Source organism: Paenibacillus sp. CFBP 13594, from assembly GCF_014842675.1.
Classification (GTDB): Bacteria; Bacillota; Bacilli; order Paenibacillales; family Paenibacillaceae; genus Paenibacillus; species Paenibacillus amylolyticus_B.
The window spans coordinates 109540-125088 of sequence record NZ_JACYVQ010000010.1 but is presented as its reverse complement, the minus strand read 5'-3'; the positions used below and the strand labels follow the sequence as shown (position 1 = coordinate 125088).

Sequence of the window (15549 nt, the reverse complement as noted above, 5' to 3'; positions counted from 1 at the left end):
GTTCTCCTTTACGTCCCCTGTCCGGGTTCCTATATCTATATTGTAAAGAGAAAAGTCTTCTTTTTTATTAATCAAATCTTACAAAAACCTTAAGTCTGACCGGACAAGCCAAACTCAGAGTCTACCAAGCCTTTAGGGTAACCGAGAATACAGTCCGTTGATGTGGCACACTATGCAAGTGAATACTTCCACCCATCCGCTCAACTAGCCGTTTCGTAATGGTCAGACCCAGGCCGCTGCCTTGATAGAGTCGATTGCGGGAATCCTCCAGTGTATACATGCGTTCAAACACACGACTATGCTCGCTCTCAGGAATCCCTTTTCCCTGGTCCCAGATCTGTAGCGTCACAGGTTCACCGATCGAATGATCCAGTGAAAGCCCCAGTACCTTACCCTCTGCTCCATATTTCATTCCATTGGTAATGAGATTATCCAGCACACGGTCCAATGCTTCTTCATTCGCTTGCACGAAGATATCACCATCAGGAATCTCTAGCTCCACGTGTAACCCCAGATTCGTCAACATTTCATAAAAGGAAAGCATCTTCAACCGGCATAATTCGCTGATATTCACTCGACTAAGCACTAGCTCCGTGTCTCCAGATTCCAGCTTTGCCAAGTCAAAAAAGGAATGGATCAAACGCAGCACTTCCTGCGCCTTATCTTGTATTTTCTCCGTCATAATCTTCCGTTCCTGATCGGTCAGTGATGGACTGTGCAGCAAGGTCTCACTATAACCCAGCACCACCGTGAGTGGCGTTTTCAGATCATGTGAAATGTTGGAGAGCATATTACGCATCTCCTTCTCCTGATTCGCATAACCGGCCTTAGCGCGGTGGGCATAGTCAAGCAGCTGGTTCATGTCTTTTAGAAGCTGACTGACTTGGTCATCACTATTGAATACGAGTAATCGCTCAAAGGTGCCTTGATCCAAAATAGAGGATATTTTCTGATGAATATAGGACAGGTGTTGGTTTCTTTTCCTGAATTTCAACCACAATACAATGAAGGCAATGGCCAGAATAGCTGTTGTACTGGCAAAAATCAGTGTCATCCCTGCTCCGCCTCCAGCTTATATCCGATGCCCCAGAGTGTCTTGATATACTGGGGAGCCGAAGGATCTGCTTCCAGTTTCTCACGCAGACGACGCATATGTACGTTAATGATATTTTCGTCTCCATAATAATGATCGTTCCAGACGGAGGCGTAGATCTGAGCCTTGGTGAACACTTTACCAGGATGGGCAACCAACAGCTTCAGAATTCCAAATTCCTTGGATGTCAGCTTGACGGGTGTACCTTCACGTTCTACCTCGTACGTCTCCATGTCAACTACGAGTCCTCCAATGTGAATACGCTGATCTTTAGCCACTTCAGCCACAGGCTGAGTCGTATAATTGGCGCGGCGAATCGCAGCTTTGATGCGGGCAGTCAGTTCGATTAACGAGAACGGTTTGCTCAAGTAATCATCTGCACCGAAGCCCAGACCTAACGCTTTGTCCACCTCCCCATCCTTCGCAGACAGAATGAGCACAGGTACCAGACTGACTGCCCGAATGGTTTGCAGCACATCCATCCCACTCTTGCGAGGGAGCATCAGGTCCAGAATAACCAGATCATACCCGGGTTGTGACTGGCTGAACTGACGTTCTGCCTCTAAGCCGTCATATGCATAAGTGACGTCGTAGCCCTCTTTTTCCAGATAAGGTCCGACCATTTCACTAATTGAACGATCATCTTCAACAAGCAACAAGCGGTAACTTGACACGATTTCCCCTCCAGCATGAACATTTTTTCTTTATTACCTCACAGTTTGTTTGAATTGGCAATGATATACCGAAAAAACCTGACAGGAAGTACACTTCGGTATAAAGTGTGTTTCCGGCCAGGTCTATGAGTGTCTGTAGATAAATGCTGGTGCTTCTATTCTCTATATCCGTTCTCACTGTGAATCCAGCACAGTCCAATGGTTCCTGCACCTGCATGAATACTCACCACAGGGATAAACGGCATGATTTCGGTCTTTAATTTAGGGAGCAGATTGGCAATCTGCTTCTTGATCGTGACGGCTTCTTCCTGATTGTTCGCATGCATAATGCACACATGTTTTACTTTCTCCATATCCAGCTTGAGCATATCCAGCATGCGATCTTTCGTTCGCTTGAACGTGCGAATCTTCTCATTCACAACCACTTTGCCCTCTTCAAATCGAAGCAGCAGATGGATCTTGAGCAGTTGACTGATGATTAGCTGTGTGCCGGACACCCGTCCACTGCGATGAAGATTCTGAAGACTGGCCGGGATGAGGTAAAAGGACATGTTATCAATCATCTGTTCAATGTTTACTTTGATCTCGGCAGCTGAACATCCCTGCTTCTGCCATTCCAGTCCTTGCATAATCATCTCACGGTGAGGATAGGCACCTGCCTTCGAATCAATTGCGGTCACCGTCACTCCTGCAATCTCTGCAGCCTGCATGGACGTATGCAGCGTTCCACTAAGCTCTGTAGAGCAATGAATCGTAATAATCTCATCGTACTTGTCTTTGAGCGACTCATACAGTTCAATGAATTCGCCAATGGGTGGCTGCGAACTGCTCGCACGTGAAGCCTCCGCAAGTTTCTCATAGAACATTTCAGATGTAATGTCATCGGTTTCCCGGTAACATTCCTCTCCAAATACGATGCGCAGCGGTACGATGTAGATATGATTTTGCTCCGCAAAAACGGGATCCAGTGTACTGGTACTATCGGTGACCCATGCAATTTTCTTCATGACATCCTTCTCTCTTGCCGGATTGTTTGTTCTGTATCTTCAATCGTCAAGCACAAGCCCGGCGGTTTATTTAAAATTTGAATATTTCACATTGTAAACGTTTGCGATACTACCTCTCAATTATAAATGAACGGACAGACCGTTGTCTTGTGGCGCAATCATGAACACCCCTGTTTATACCATTATTAGCTAAAAAAATGTCTTGCCTGTGAAGGAATAAATTGGTATGCTGTTGTCCTTCTCTCTTTTTCGCCTTGACTGAAGTGAACGGAAACGCCGTTCAATCCACTTATCGGAGGTGTCACATGCTTTATTTCACTCTGGCTTCCAAAGCCTACTCCCGGAATCTGCAATACCGCGGGGCACACATGGTACATAACTTGGCAAGCGCCATGTTTGGTTACATGTATGCCTGCCTCTGGATCGGCATCGGGGCCGACCATACGCTCGGAGAATACGGGACACAGGGGATGATCAGTTACATTGCGTTCACGCAATCCTCTCTCTGGATCTCGGGTTTTCTCACGAACGGATTGGGTATTCCCTTATCCGTCAGGACAGGGCAGATCGCACTTGATCTGATGAGGCCTGTTCATCTGTTCACCCACCTGTTGGCACGCGAATGGGGGCAGATTGCCTACCAGTTCGTGTACAAAAGTATTCCAATCTACCTGCTCTTCTCCATTGTCTTTTCCCTGGATTGGCCCTCAGACGTTTCAACACTATTCTATGCCGCACTTGGTCTTGCCGGTGCCGCATACTTGTCCATCTGCATGAACTACATTATTGGTGCCACGTCGATGTGGACCACGGAGTCCTCCTGGCTTCACTGGGGCAATCACGCGATGATGAATCTGCTGGCTGGTTTTTTCATTCCGCTGGAATGGCTACCGGACTGGCTTGAACAACTTGCCTGGATATCCCCCTACCCTTTCCTGCTCTATGTACCTACCCGAATCTATCTTGGTTTCGAAGATGGCTCCTTGTTATGGGGAACCTTGCTTTGGTGTGTCTGTATGACGTTGATCTGTCTTGCGATTACCCAAGTGTTACGTCGTAAAGTGGAGGTACAAGGCGGATGAAGCGAACTTCCTGGTTCAATTTATATAAAATGCTGATTCGAACAAGCATCCGCAGCCGGATGCAATACAAGTTCAATTTCATCATGGCGTCCGTACTGGCCGCTTTAATTCAGATCTCCGAGTTTCTGATGGTTGCTCTCGTGCTGCACAAATTCGGAGCAATTAAAGGCTGGTCCCTCCATGAGATCGGTTATCTCTTTGCCATCATGACGTTATCCAAAACACTGTATCGCACATTCGGAAACGAAGTTCATCATCTGGAAAAATATCTGGTTAATGGTGAGCTTGATCAACTGTTAACACGTCCCATGCCCGTATTGCTGGCACTGCTGCCGCAAAACTTCCGCATCATGGCTGGGGAAGTCCTGCAAGGCGGGTTCATTCTCTGCTGGTCATTGGTAGGCATGATGCATAGCGGACAGATTGGCTGGATCGCCATTCCCTTCTCCCTGTTTATTATCCTGACGGGTGCAGTCATTCTCTTTTCCATTGGACTCGCTACTGCCACACTCGGATTCTGGACCACACGCATCGAGGAATTACAGACGATTACTGAAGATGCAGCACGAACGGCTGCCCAATATCCGCTAACGTTATATCCCAAATGGATGTCTGGCATTCTGCTAACGGTGATTCCCGTGGGATTCGTCAACTATATTCCGTCACTCTATCTACTGCGGGGTGAAGGAGGAGCATGGGTCCTTGTTGCTGTTGCTGCGGTTGCCGTACTGAGCTTGGCTGCAAGTCTGCGTTTCTGGCAATTCGGCATGACCAAATATCAAAGTACAGGTAGCTAAGGAGGCGTAACGAATTATGAACATGATCACAGCACGGCATCTGCAAAAGGAATTCAAAACTCCTGTTATTCGCGAAGGACGTTTCTCAGGTCTACGTACGTTATTTTCACGTGAATATGTGTCCAAGGAAGCGGTACGCGATATCAGTTTTGATATCGGCCCAGGTGAGTTTGTGGGTTACATCGGTCCGAACGGGGCTGGCAAGTCTACCACAATCAAAATGCTGACAGGTATCCTGCACCCCACCTCGGGTGAGGTAAGGCTTGACGGTATGAACCCGCATCAGGACAGGCGCAGGACCGTGGGTCGACTCGGCGTCGTGTTTGGACAGCGCAGCCAGCTCTGGTGGGATCTGCCCGTGAAAGATTCATATGATATTCTGGCCGAGATGTACGGCGTCCGTACCGAGGACAAAAAGAGACGGCTGTCCCAGTTCTCCGAGCTGCTGGACCTTGAATCGTTCTGGGCCACGCCTGTCCGCAAGCTCTCGCTTGGACAACGCATGCGTGCGGATCTCGCAGCTTCCATGCTGCATGATCCCGAACTGCTTTTTCTCGATGAACCAACGATTGGACTGGATGTGAACGCAAAGCGGAACATTCGTCAATTTCTACGTACATTAAATGAAACGTTTGGCAAAACGATTTTGCTGACCACCCATGATATGGATGACATTGAGCAGTTATGCAGTCGGGTGATGGTGATCAATCACGGTCAACTTACATATGACGGCTCGATCCCTTCTCTGCGTGACACTATCGGTCTGCCGACACTTATCCGAGTTACGTATCGGGGTTCATTTCTTATGCCTGATACCATACCGTCCGCCATTCAGATCACAGGAGTGGAAGGGCAGATTGTCACCGTCGAAGTTAACCGGAAGGAATGGAGCACGATGGACATTCTGAAGCAGCTTGAGCAATGGGGTGAGATTGAAGATGTGGAGATGAAGGAACCCGATTTCGAAGATATCATCCACCGGGTGTATTAGTTGGCCCATTTTGTGAGGAAATAGGATGAAGACCTGTTCTTACGCCGTTACATGAAAGAGGGACATGGCGTACTGTACTATTGGAGGTGAAGCGTCATGCTTGTGACCAAACATGTCCTTGCAGCATCCAGCGTACACGCTACTCCCTACTTCATCGTACGTGGCATCACGCCGGGGCCCGTGATGTTCATTACATCCGGGGTTCACGGGAACGAAACGGCGAGCATGGCTGCTGCGCAAAAACTCGCAGATGATTGTGCGACAGGTCGTCACGCCATTCAGCGGGGGCTGTTAATTATCGTGCCACGCGTGAACCAGCAAGCCTACGTTAAGAAAATCAGAGGCAAGCCAGATCTGAATCGTACGTTTCCACGCCGTATGTCAGGCAAGGCCAAGCATCCGCTCGCTGCGGCAGTTTTTCGTTTGGCGCGTGAACATCGGGCCGACTGGTGGCTCGATCTGCATGAAGCCAACGGCCTGTCTCAACTGAGTTCGCGGGTGCTTGGACAGACGTTGATCACCAATCCCGGCAGTCGCACCATTCCAGCTTGCAGAAGAGTTATCGAACGGATGAATCGATCGATTGCCATTCGTGATCGTCATTTTAACCTCAAGCAGCATGAATTGCCGGGATCTGCCCGTACAGCGGCTTCAAGACTATTACAAGCCCGTTCTGTTACGGTGGAGACCTGCTGGAGTCTGAAGCGCGCGACCCGAATCAAGTATCAGACGGAGATTGTTCACCATTTTCTGCGTGAGGCGGGCATGTCGTGATGAAGAACATTACAATAGAACTAAAAGAAACCTCGGACAGAGAGCGCCCGAAGTACATCTTAAGGCGCTCTTTGTTCGAGGTTTTACAGTTTATAACTCTTTCTTTTGCACCCTGAACGATTGAATATAATTGTCAATATCGTCCTCCGGTGTATGCAACAGTCGTGCCAGATGAATCTGCATCTGTTCCAGATGGTCAATATGCTTCTGAATATCAGCGATTTGGTCACGGACGAGTGTTTTTAACGTATCTTTTTCCATGTCTTCCTGGCTGAGCAGTTGCAGGGTCTCTTGTATCTCCTTTAAGGAATAACCCAGCAACTGGGCATCCTTAATGAACTTAATTTTGACCAGATAATCCTCGGTATACACCCGATATCCGTTGGAGGAACGACGGGGAGCAGGCAGAATTCCACTATCTTCGTAATAACGGAGAGTTGCCATACTCACACCTGTACGCTTGGCCAACATTCCTCTTGTCATGGTTTCCATGCCTACTCCTCCACCCCTTGCGAATTTATTGTGTTTGTTTGTTGCGTATCTTGGTATACGTGGCATCATAAGTAACCTCAGAAAACTGAGATGCAGGGCCTTGCAATAACGGCTGCTCCTCTCCTTTGAGATAACGGTCAAAGAATGCGAGCGCATAGGATCTAGTTATATCCACATTATGTTCTGGCGTCATGCCTCTGGCAAATAGTTTCGGTGAAATTAATGAAATATCCGTAAAGCTTTGATGGAAGAAATTCTCCACCTTCAGATAATAGGTATCATTCAGACTGCTCGTCATCACATGGTCCAGATCCGGCTCAAACTCAGGGTAGAACACGTTATCTTTGGATGTAGCATTCGGATCGAAGCTTTTAGCCGTTTCACCAGACATGATGTACATAAAAGGCTGTTTTAATGACGTCTTGGAGACGCTGCCCCAGAAGCCGCCTTCCAGACTGAGTCCTGCACGTAAACGTTCATCCTGTGCGAGTGCTTCGGCTGTTGTAGCCCCGCCATAAGAGTGCCCCATAATGCCTGTATGATTCAGGTCAAGCTTGCCCTCCAACACCTGATTGGGATCATTCCGATTCCACTGTTCAAGCGTGTCGAGTACAAAACGTGCATCTGCTGCACGAATGCCTACGCCCTCAACATTATATTGATACAGTTCTTCTGACGTTGCAAATTCAGGCCCGGCTTCATAAGACACTTTACGCCCATCGGGGAAGGTAACGCGAGCTGAGGTATACGGATGATCCATACCTACAACAATATAGCCATGGCTGACCAGCTCCTCGACAGCAGTCATGCTCTGGAAACGGGCAGAACGGACACCGGGAGAGAACAGCACCACCGGATAAGAACGGCTTGCGTCTGATATGGCTGCGCCTTTAACCACATGTGTCGGAATGGTATCAAGGTAGCTGAACACCTTGGGCGGGATACCAAATACCAGACTGATGGCTTCTCCAAGTTCAGACGGGTAAGACTCAGGAGTTATCCCCTTGGCATCCTCCGGGTTCACTGGATACCACACGTTAATCATCAGTTCCCGCTTGTCCCCGCTTTCGGGTGTAAACGTCTCTTCACGGGTTTCATCCACCAATTGTTGCGAAAATGTACCGATTGCAAACTGCCCTGTAGGATCAGGTATCTTAAATGCTGGAAAATACCAAGTGAGCAGTCCTGAGCCAGCGCCAGAGACCAGCGACAGCATCGCAACCAGCGTGAGTTGAAGCCAAGAACGCCATTTCGGTTTCTGCTTCTCTGCAAAATACCCAGTGACTCTGTTACGATACTCTTTCACTACCTTAATGATTAATACGATGAAGATTATGCCTGCAACAAGATACGTTGGCAGCAGCATCACGCGAAACGAATCTAATATGCCGTGAAGCAGCAATGCTAATATCAAGGCAGCCGACATCCCTGCCGCAAGTTTCCGACGCTTTGAGTACAAAGGTATACACAACGCTGCAGCAATCGTTACAAGTACCAGTATCCATTCCATTAGTTTCATCATTTATCCTCCAAACGTTGTTGATGAAACCAGAATAAACCTTGAAGTATACTTCAAGGTCAAGGCTGAATTTCAGAAACAATTTATTGAGGAATTCGTATATCCCATTTGCTAAGTTCGGTCAATGTACACGTTCCGGACGCGAAAGCCTTAATACCTGTTGAGTTCGGCCCAGGATATATCCGCCCTGTCATTACCTGCTCTCCCTGCTGAATGAACACCTCAATGGAGCTGACATCCATAAAAATATGAAGTTCCAGCTTCCCGTCAAGCAGTTCCACGGTCGCAGCACGTTCTCCCCCCGGCCCTTGTCCCGCCCGCTCGCGATTTAAGCATAGACGACGCTGCTGCACATCATAGGAAATCACGGTTTCTTCGTCCTCACCCGTGCGCAGTTTCAACCCAAAGTGCTGTGCTTGCTCCGCTTCGAATACAGCATACATTTCGTAACGGTCTCCGCTGATTCCAAGATCAAGATCATGTTCATCACCACTTAAATGTATACCATACTGCTCATTGCCTTCCGATCTGTACTGTATAAGTTCGGGCAGAGGCCGGAATATCAATCGTTCTCCCCTGCGAATTAGTTGTCTCGGCAACGTCATCGCTCCAGCCCAGGCATGAGACTGTTGTGTCGGGATTTCCGTTTCCCACGTATCCATCCAGGCCACCATGATTCGTCGTCCCTGTGCATCCTCCATCGTCTGAGGTGCGTAAAAGTCGAAGCCGCAATCCAGCGGAACGTACTGCTCGTACTTCAGCACACCTTGGTCTTCATCCAGCGTTCCCATCATATAAACGGTCGAATGCAAGTTGCGATAGTTATCTCCCTGAGCAGGCATGCGCTGCGGAGACATGATCAGCACATCTTGACCATCCAGTGTGAACAGATCGGGACATTCCCAATTGTCGCCAAGCGTCCCGTCACTCTGGGCCATAATGTTAACATAACTCCAATCCTGCAAGTCCGTTGAACGGTATAACAGAATGACACCTTTGCCCGCAGCATCATTCGATCCAAGGACACAATAGTACACACCGTTTCGTTCAAATACTTTTGGATCACGGAAGTCCTTGGGACTGGTATGAGCTGGGATTTGATCCAGTCGAATGACGGGATTCATCGCGCTTTTGACAAAATCAATTCCATTGTCCGAGACAGCGATATTCTGTGTCTGCAAGTAATCGTTATCCTTGTCGGGTCCAGTCACCACATGCCCCGTGTACATCAGCACCAACTTGCCATCCTGCACGATCGCACTTCCAGAGAAACAGCCTCCACTGTCGTAGCTCTGATCGGGTGCCAGTGCAACAGGCAGATACGACCACGTAACCAAATCACGGCTCACCGCATGTCCCCAGTGCATCGGCCCCCATACCGGCTCGTAGGGATAATGCTGATAGAACATATGATACATCCCGCCAAAGTATATGAAGCCGTTGGGATCATTCATCCAGCCCACCTCCGGCATCAAATGATAGGCCATTCGATAGGTTGGATCAACCTGATGTCGATGTTTCTTGATATATGCGTTGGCCCGGGCGAGTGTATAACTCTCCTTCGTGTGAGCCGACGAACTCGTCAGTCCAAGGTCTGTCTCTTGCCTTGTGTCCATTTCCTGTTTCTCGTATCGTTCCTGGTTCATATGTCCTTCACTCCTGTCTCTCTCTCTCTATCACCCAACTGAACTTATTTGATAGCCCCTTGCATGACCCCCTGAATGATGTACTTCTGGGCAAACAGATACACGATCAGTACTGGCAGCAGGGTCAAGACCAGACCAGCCATCAATGGACCGTAATCGACAGTGTATGTCCCATAAAAATAAAACGTGGACAGCGGCAGCGTGCGTTGCTCGGATGAAGTCAACACCAGGGAAGGCAGCAGAAAATCATTCCATATCCACAATACATTCAGCACGCTAATCGTTACGGTTGTTGGCAGTAACACCGGCAGTACGATTCGAAAAAAGGTTTGCACTCTACCGCAGCCATCCATTAGAGCCGCTTCTTCAAGCTCCAGGGGAATACTTTTGATAAAGCCATGATAGATAAATACGGCGAGCGGACTGCCAAAGCCAATATACATGTAGATCAGAGACCACTTGTTATCCAGCAGGCTGAGCGAGCCGTATATTTTAACCAGCGGAATCATAATAGCCTGAAACGGAATAATCATCGCAGCTACCATCAGGAAAAAGAGATACTGATTCACCTTGCTATTGTGGCGAACAAAGTAATGGGCTGTCATCGCCGCAAAAAGAGCAATCAGTAATACACCTGCAACGGTTATGAGCAACGAATTGCTGAAGGCGGATACATATCCCATTTTGTCAAACGCATTGACATAATTATCGAATTGAAAGGAGCTTGGTAACCCCAGCGGATCGGAAGTAATTGACTGGTTAGCCTTGAACGAATTGACGATGAGAAGTACAAACGGAAATACAAACAAAATCATCACAACGATTAATGCACTAAACTTTATCCAGTTGAAAATGCGCGATTGTCCAGCCATCATGCCTCGACCTCCAGTTTTTTGCTGAAATAAACCTGGAGCAGTGTAATGGCGGCCACGAGGATAAACAGCACAAAGGCTTCTGCCTGCCCCAATCCGTAGTCACGAGCAAGAAAGGCCTGCTCATAGACATGCATGGATACCATCTCGGTGCTCTTGAAGGGCCCGCCACTGGTCAGGGAGACGTTCAGATCATACACCATGAACCCCCGTTGCAGTGACAAAAAGATGCAGACAATAAACGAAGGAACCATCAGCGGCAATACAATGCGCGCCAGCATTTTGCGATTACTTGCCCCATCTATGCTGGCTGCTTCCATAACATCCTTCGGCACATTCATCAGTCCTGCAATGTAGATAACCATCATATAACCGGCATACTGCCAAACGGTCACCACAATGAGTGCCCAGAACGCTTTGTCCGGGTCAGCCAGCCATGAGGTGGAAAACAGAGTGAGGTTCATTTTTTGTCCCGCAAAGACGAGTACCTGATTAAAAATAAACTGCCAGATGAAACCAAGCACGATTCCACCCACCAGATTCGGCAGGAAAAATCCGGCCCGAAACCAGCCCTGCGCCTTCATTCCCCGGGTTACAGCATAAGCGAGCAGGAAAGCAACTGCATTGGTGAGCACAACGGTAATAAATACGTACTCCAGCGTCATCCCGAATGATTTCCAGAACACGGTGTCCTTGAACACACCAATATAATTATCCCAGCCAACAAAGTTTTGATCGATGGCGATGCCATCCCAGTTCGTAAACGTCAAATAAATACCATACAGAAATGGAATAATCATCACTGTAGCAAACGCAAATAATGTCGGGCCAGTAAAGATCAGACGGGTTCGCAGACGTGTCCATAATCCTTTTTCGGTCAGCATTGTCAACCTCCACTCTATCCAAATGATTAGCCTAACGGTTATGCCGGAAACAAGTCGAACAGACCTCGTGTGGAAGCTGTATATTCATCATCTCCGGCGTACCGCAAGTCTCTCTCTATGTGCTGCTCAGGGCTAAAATTAACTCCTTTATTTCACGTTGCTCCAGTATGCCTGAATTTCGCTGGCAAGTCCGGCACGGTCAATGACGTCAGCCAAGTATTTCTGCATAGATGCACCCAGTTTGGACCAGTGATCCGCAGGAAGTGTACTCATTGATTCCTCGATTTTGCCTGCCTTGATGTATTCACTAATGGATTTGCCAAGCGGATCGGTTGGCTCCAGTGTAATGTTGCTGAATGCCGGAATAATACTGGCTTGATTCACCAGGAAATCCTGACCTTTTTCGTTATAAACAATCCACTCCAAAAATTTCTTCGCAGCTTCCTGCTGCGCTGGTGTGCTCTTTTCCTTATCCAGCAATATTCGTTTGGATACGGCAGCAGAGATTTGCGTATTACCGAAATCATCCGCATTATTGCTCACAGGTACCGGCAGGAAGCCGTATTTTCCATCTGCTGTATCAAAGCTTGAAATTTGCGGCCATGCCCAGTTGCCCTGGAACCAAATGCCAACCTCACCCTTGCCAAGCACCTCAGGTCCACGCTCATAAGTTCCGGACAGGGGAGAAGCCTTGTCAATATTGTAGGTTTTCATCAGATCAAATGTATCTAACAAGCCATTAAACACGGCGTTTGAAGCAAGGTCCACTTGACCTGCCTTCAGATCAGTAATGAATTGATCCACCTTCGCACGATCCGGCGACTGCCCACCATATGCAAGCCCCAAATAATGCGCACCAAGTGACCAATCCATCGGAGATACAATCAAAGGTGATTTTCCAGTAGTAGCGATCTTTTGAAACAGCTCATCAAGCTGTGCAGTGGTCTGTACAGACTTTGGATCGAATGTCCCACCTACCGCCTGATCCAAAACATTCTGGTTATAGATGAATCCATATCCTTCAATAGAGAACGGGAAGGCATAATTTTTGCCATCAAACGTTGTAGCCGCTGTGCTATTCTCCACAGCGTCCTTCATCCAAGACTCGGATGTGAGATCCAGAACACGATCCTTGAATTTCTCGACATCCCCTGTATCCAGCATCATCATCGTTGTAGGGCTGCCGGAGGCATACAAAGCAGACGCTTTTTCAAACGGAGACTGTCCACTGCCTACAGGTACAATTTCAAGTGTGACATTTGGATTTTCGGCATGGAAGTCTTTAGCCGCTTGCTCCAGCTGACTGTTAATTTCCGACTTGGAATTGAGCAAGGTGATTTTGACACTCTCACTGCTGCTCCCCTCTGAGGAGGAGTTGGACTCCGTCGCTGCTTTACTTCCACATGCCGACAATACAAGCATAATAATCAAAGACAATACCGATAATTTCATCATCCATCTCTGTTCTCTTTTCATCTTGTTATGGCCCCCGATCGATAGTTTAAAAGGAAACGCTTACAAATCGAATTATAATGTCAAAGGTTTGACATGTCAATCGTTTGACATACCATTCAAAAAAAATATTATTGCGCCTTGTTTTTTCGTGACAAAAGGACAAACAGGAAAAAACGACCTGTATCAGGTCGTCTCTCTCTCCACTAAGGTAACTGGCAAAATATGCTCCATTCCGATCTTCTCTTCCGCGAGCTGGCGCCGAATCAGATCAATCGCCAGCTTAGCCATGGCCTCCACCGGCTGCCTGATCGTTGTTATGCCAGGCACCGTATACGCTGCCGCACGACTGTCATCATAACCTACAATAGCAATATCGTCAGGTACCTTGCGCCCACCTAACATGATCTGCTTCAGCGCATGCACCGCCATCAGATCACTCGTTACAAAGAGCCCATCCACCTCCGGGTGTTGTGCAAGCAGCTTATCCACCAATTCCGTATACTGATGCTGATCAAACACATTCAGATCGGTTTCATGAATCATGACCGGCTTGACTCCATGAGCCTGCAATGTATCAACGAAACCTGTCGTCCGGCGATTGGACAGCATTTGCAATTCCAAATTACCACAGATATGTGCCAGATTCCGTCTGTTCTTCGAGAGCAGCAATTCAGCAGCCATAACCCCTCCCTGATAGTTATCAGATGAGATAAAAGGGATGTCTTCACCGATCTTACGATCAAAGGTCACGATTGGGGAATGCAAATTCATATACTCATCGACTTCAAGTGTATGACTTCCCATAATAATGCCATCCACGCGATTACCCTTGAGCATTTCCACATATTCACGCTCTTTGGAAGGGTCCATGTGGGAATTGCATAACATAATTTTAAATCCATTCTGGTATGCATGGTACTCGACATAGTTAGCCAGCTCTCCAAAAAACGGATGGGATACATCGGGAATAATCAAGCCTATAACATTGGATTGTTTACGCAGAAGAGAACGGGCAATTTCGTTGGGTCGATAGTTCAGTTCGTCCATGGTTTGATACACTTTGTCCCGAGTCTTCTGACTGATATATCCCCGGTTGTTTAATACACGCGAGACGGTAGTTACAGAAACTCCTGCCCTGAGTGCAACATCATGAATAGTTGCCATAACAGCCTCTTTTCCTACAACATTCTTCATACAGATATTATTATAAACCTATTGCTAACCCTGAACCAATCCGCGGTATCTGCCCGCTCTTTCATTCCGCTATAATTCTCGCTCTCGGCATGCTATGCATAGCTCCGTGCGTAACATGGACCTGTACCACATACGTGCCTGGTTCTTCAAAGGTATGCTGGATTTCATATTGCCCTTCCTCTGTCTCATTGGCAGTAATAGCCCCCTGATTCTCCAGTTCGTCCGCTGTCATCATACCTTGTTCCGGAGATACAGAAGGCGGATCGTCAAGCTCATTCCAGACCTGAAATTGCACATTGTCGGCATGGCTTAACGGTGCATCTCCCTGTGTAAGCTTCACCTGCAACTGTATTGGTTTATGAAGAGAAGCCTTCTCTGGAACGACAAGTTTCACTTTGATCATCTCTGGCATCTCACCCGATTGTGACTGTTCCTCATAGGAGCATCCTACTGTCAGGAGGACCAGAACAATCAAGGGCATGAACCAACGAGCTTGTCCACTCATCACCATCTGTCCTTTCTTATAAAGAAGATTTTGATGTTTTGCCGATACCCCACAGCATTACGATGATGATAATAAAGGCGATCAGCGCCAGTAGTGGAATGGTGATGAAACCAAACCAGTTCAAATAGTCGGTATAACATGGAACCTTACCGCACGCCACGGCATTGCCTGTAGCCGAAAAGATACGCTGAATCGTTACATGATATAACGAAATGCCGCCACCTACGAAACTAAGTGGGAGTACATATTTCGTGATGCCCACGTCGTCCTTAAAGTACGCAATACCCAGCAAGATCGTTAGTGGATACATAAATATACGCTGGTACCAACATAGATCACATGGTAGATATCCCTTGATCTCACTAAAATATAGACTCCCCCCTGTTGCAATAACGGAAACGGCCCAAGCAACAAATAACCGGGTATCCACATTTCTCGCTGGACGCTCCGATTTTGATGATGTACTCATCCTCTGTCCCCCTCTTCATTTTGCTTATACCAAATTATCATACCTCATTCTGGACTCCATCGGCTATTCAAGCTGTTATGTAGGTCATTACTCGA

General features: G+C 47.6%; 16 protein-coding genes. 4 read left to right on the top strand and 12 right to left on the bottom strand.

Annotated features, from left to right (window positions below; genetic code table 11):
• Positions 1–121 precede the first annotated feature (121 nt).
• From IFU39_RS26250 to IFU39_RS26240, 3 genes are all read right to left on the bottom strand, one after another.
• Positions 122–1054, bottom strand: coding sequence for a sensor histidine kinase (locus IFU39_RS26250; RefSeq protein ID WP_192135755.1), 933 nt, complete (start codon positions 1052–1054; stop codon positions 122–124).
• On the bottom strand, positions 1051–1716 hold the full coding sequence (locus tag IFU39_RS26245) for a response regulator transcription factor (RefSeq protein ID WP_446740356.1): 666 nt from the start codon (positions 1714–1716) through the stop codon (positions 1051–1053). Before IFU39_RS26245 ends, IFU39_RS26250 begins: the two co-directional genes overlap by 4 nt.
• Positions 1717–1922: 206 nt before the next feature.
• Positions 1923–2774 (bottom strand): DegV family protein, encoded by an 852-nt coding sequence (locus tag IFU39_RS26240; RefSeq protein ID WP_149846810.1) that lies wholly within the window; start codon positions 2772–2774, stop codon positions 1923–1925.
• Positions 2775–3079: 305 nt separating this feature from the next.
• Here IFU39_RS26240 and IFU39_RS26235 point away from each other — a divergent pair, with 305 nt between their 5' ends.
• From IFU39_RS26235 to IFU39_RS26220, 4 genes are all read left to right on the top strand, one after another.
• On the top strand, positions 3080–3856 hold the full coding sequence (locus tag IFU39_RS26235) for an ABC transporter permease (RefSeq protein WP_149846811.1): 777 nt from the start codon (positions 3080–3082) through the stop codon (positions 3854–3856).
• Positions 3853–4653 carry an ABC transporter permease gene (locus IFU39_RS26230; protein WP_192135750.1) on the top strand — a complete coding sequence of 267 codons (801 nt, stop codon included), beginning with the start codon at positions 3853–3855 and terminating at the stop codon, positions 4651–4653. Before IFU39_RS26235 ends, IFU39_RS26230 begins: the two co-directional genes overlap by 4 nt.
• A 22-nt stretch (positions 4654–4675) precedes the next feature.
• Complete coding sequence (locus IFU39_RS26225) at positions 4676–5644, top strand: ABC transporter ATP-binding protein (protein WP_192135831.1); 969 nt, start codon at positions 4676–4678, stop codon at positions 5642–5644.
• Positions 5645–5740: 96 nt separating this feature from the next.
• On the top strand, positions 5741–6418 hold the full coding sequence (locus IFU39_RS26220) for a succinylglutamate desuccinylase/aspartoacylase domain-containing protein (RefSeq protein ID WP_192135747.1): 678 nt from the start codon (positions 5741–5743) through the stop codon (positions 6416–6418).
• Positions 6419–6508: 90 nt separating this feature from the next.
• Here IFU39_RS26220 and IFU39_RS26215 read toward each other — a convergent pair whose 3' ends face one another.
• The 9 genes from IFU39_RS26215 to IFU39_RS26175 all read right to left on the bottom strand — a co-directional run bounded on the left by IFU39_RS26215 (position 6509) and on the right by IFU39_RS26175 (position 15454).
• Entirely contained in the window at positions 6509–6910 is a 402-nt protein-coding gene (locus IFU39_RS26215) for a MerR family transcriptional regulator (protein ID WP_091019207.1), read from the bottom strand.
• Positions 6911–6935: 25 nt separating this feature from the next.
• Positions 6936–8429, bottom strand: coding sequence for an alpha/beta hydrolase family protein (locus tag IFU39_RS26210; RefSeq protein ID WP_192135745.1), 1494 nt, complete (start codon positions 8427–8429; stop codon positions 6936–6938).
• Positions 8430–8512: 83 nt separating this feature from the next.
• Positions 8513–10075: a glycoside hydrolase family 32 protein gene (locus IFU39_RS26205; protein ID WP_197997929.1), complete on the bottom strand. Its 1563-nt coding sequence runs from the start codon at positions 10073–10075 to the stop codon at positions 8513–8515.
• A 44-nt stretch (positions 10076–10119) separates the two neighbouring features.
• Complete coding sequence (locus IFU39_RS26200; protein ID WP_397376319.1) at positions 10120–10950, bottom strand: carbohydrate ABC transporter permease; 831 nt, start codon at positions 10948–10950, stop codon at positions 10120–10122.
• Complete coding sequence (locus tag IFU39_RS26195; RefSeq protein WP_091019202.1) at positions 10947–11831, bottom strand: carbohydrate ABC transporter permease; 885 nt, start codon at positions 11829–11831, stop codon at positions 10947–10949. The genes IFU39_RS26200 and IFU39_RS26195 overlap by 4 nt, the downstream gene beginning before the upstream one ends.
• Before the next feature lie 147 nt (positions 11832–11978).
• Entirely contained in the window at positions 11979–13307 is a 1329-nt protein-coding gene (locus tag IFU39_RS26190; RefSeq protein ID WP_197997928.1) for an ABC transporter substrate-binding protein, read from the bottom strand.
• A 162-nt stretch (positions 13308–13469) separates the two neighbouring features.
• Positions 13470–14450, bottom strand: coding sequence for a LacI family DNA-binding transcriptional regulator (locus tag IFU39_RS26185; RefSeq protein ID WP_091019198.1), 981 nt, complete (start codon positions 14448–14450; stop codon positions 13470–13472).
• A gap of 91 nt (positions 14451–14541) precedes the next feature.
• On the bottom strand, positions 14542–14985 hold the full coding sequence (locus tag IFU39_RS26180; protein ID WP_188310504.1) for a FixH family protein: 444 nt from the start codon (positions 14983–14985) through the stop codon (positions 14542–14544).
• 16 nt (positions 14986–15001) lie between these two features.
• A complete protein-coding gene (locus IFU39_RS26175) occupies positions 15002–15454 on the bottom strand; it encodes a disulfide oxidoreductase (RefSeq protein WP_192135744.1) in 453 nt (150 codons plus the stop codon).
• Positions 15455–15549: the final 95 nt, after the last annotated feature.

Bases quoted from the DNA above. Each gene is read 5' to 3' on its own strand.
- IFU39_RS26245 (WP_446740356.1), bottom strand. From the start codon at position 1,716: ATGGTCGGACCTTATCTGGAAAAAGAGGGCTACGACGTCACTTATGCA.
- IFU39_RS26175 (WP_192135744.1), bottom strand. From the start codon at position 15,454: ATGAGTACATCATCAAAATCGGAGCGTCCAGCGAGAAATGTGGATACC.
- IFU39_RS26250 (WP_192135755.1), bottom strand. From the start codon at position 1,054: ATGACACTGATTTTTGCCAGTACAACAGCTATTCTGGCCATTGCCTTC.
- IFU39_RS26210 (WP_192135745.1), bottom strand. From the start codon at position 8,429: ATGAAACTAATGGAATGGATACTGGTACTTGTAACGATTGCTGCAGCG.
- IFU39_RS26240 (WP_149846810.1), bottom strand. From the start codon at position 2,774: ATGAAGAAAATTGCATGGGTCACCGATAGTACCAGTACACTGGATCCC.
- IFU39_RS26180 (WP_188310504.1), bottom strand. From the start codon at position 14,985: ATGAGTGGACAAGCTCGTTGGTTCATGCCCTTGATTGTTCTGGTCCTC.
- IFU39_RS26185 (WP_091019198.1), bottom strand. From the start codon at position 14,450: ATGGCAACTATTCATGATGTTGCACTCAGGGCAGGAGTTTCTGTAACT.
- IFU39_RS26230 (WP_192135750.1), top strand. From the start codon at position 3,853: ATGAAGCGAACTTCCTGGTTCAATTTATATAAAATGCTGATTCGAACA.
- IFU39_RS26215 (WP_091019207.1), bottom strand. From the start codon at position 6,910: ATGGAAACCATGACAAGAGGAATGTTGGCCAAGCGTACAGGTGTGAGT.
- IFU39_RS26200 (WP_397376319.1), bottom strand. From the start codon at position 10,950: ATGATGGCTGGACAATCGCGCATTTTCAACTGGATAAAGTTTAGTGCA.
- IFU39_RS26190 (WP_197997928.1), bottom strand. From the start codon at position 13,307: ATGAAAAGAGAACAGAGATGGATGATGAAATTATCGGTATTGTCTTTG.
- IFU39_RS26220 (WP_192135747.1), top strand. From the start codon at position 5,741: ATGCTTGTGACCAAACATGTCCTTGCAGCATCCAGCGTACACGCTACT.
- IFU39_RS26225 (WP_192135831.1), top strand. From the start codon at position 4,676: ATGATCACAGCACGGCATCTGCAAAAGGAATTCAAAACTCCTGTTATT.
- IFU39_RS26205 (WP_197997929.1), bottom strand. From the start codon at position 10,075: ATGAACCAGGAACGATACGAGAAACAGGAAATGGACACAAGGCAAGAG.
- IFU39_RS26195 (WP_091019202.1), bottom strand. From the start codon at position 11,831: ATGCTGACCGAAAAAGGATTATGGACACGTCTGCGAACCCGTCTGATC.
- IFU39_RS26235 (WP_149846811.1), top strand. From the start codon at position 3,080: ATGCTTTATTTCACTCTGGCTTCCAAAGCCTACTCCCGGAATCTGCAA.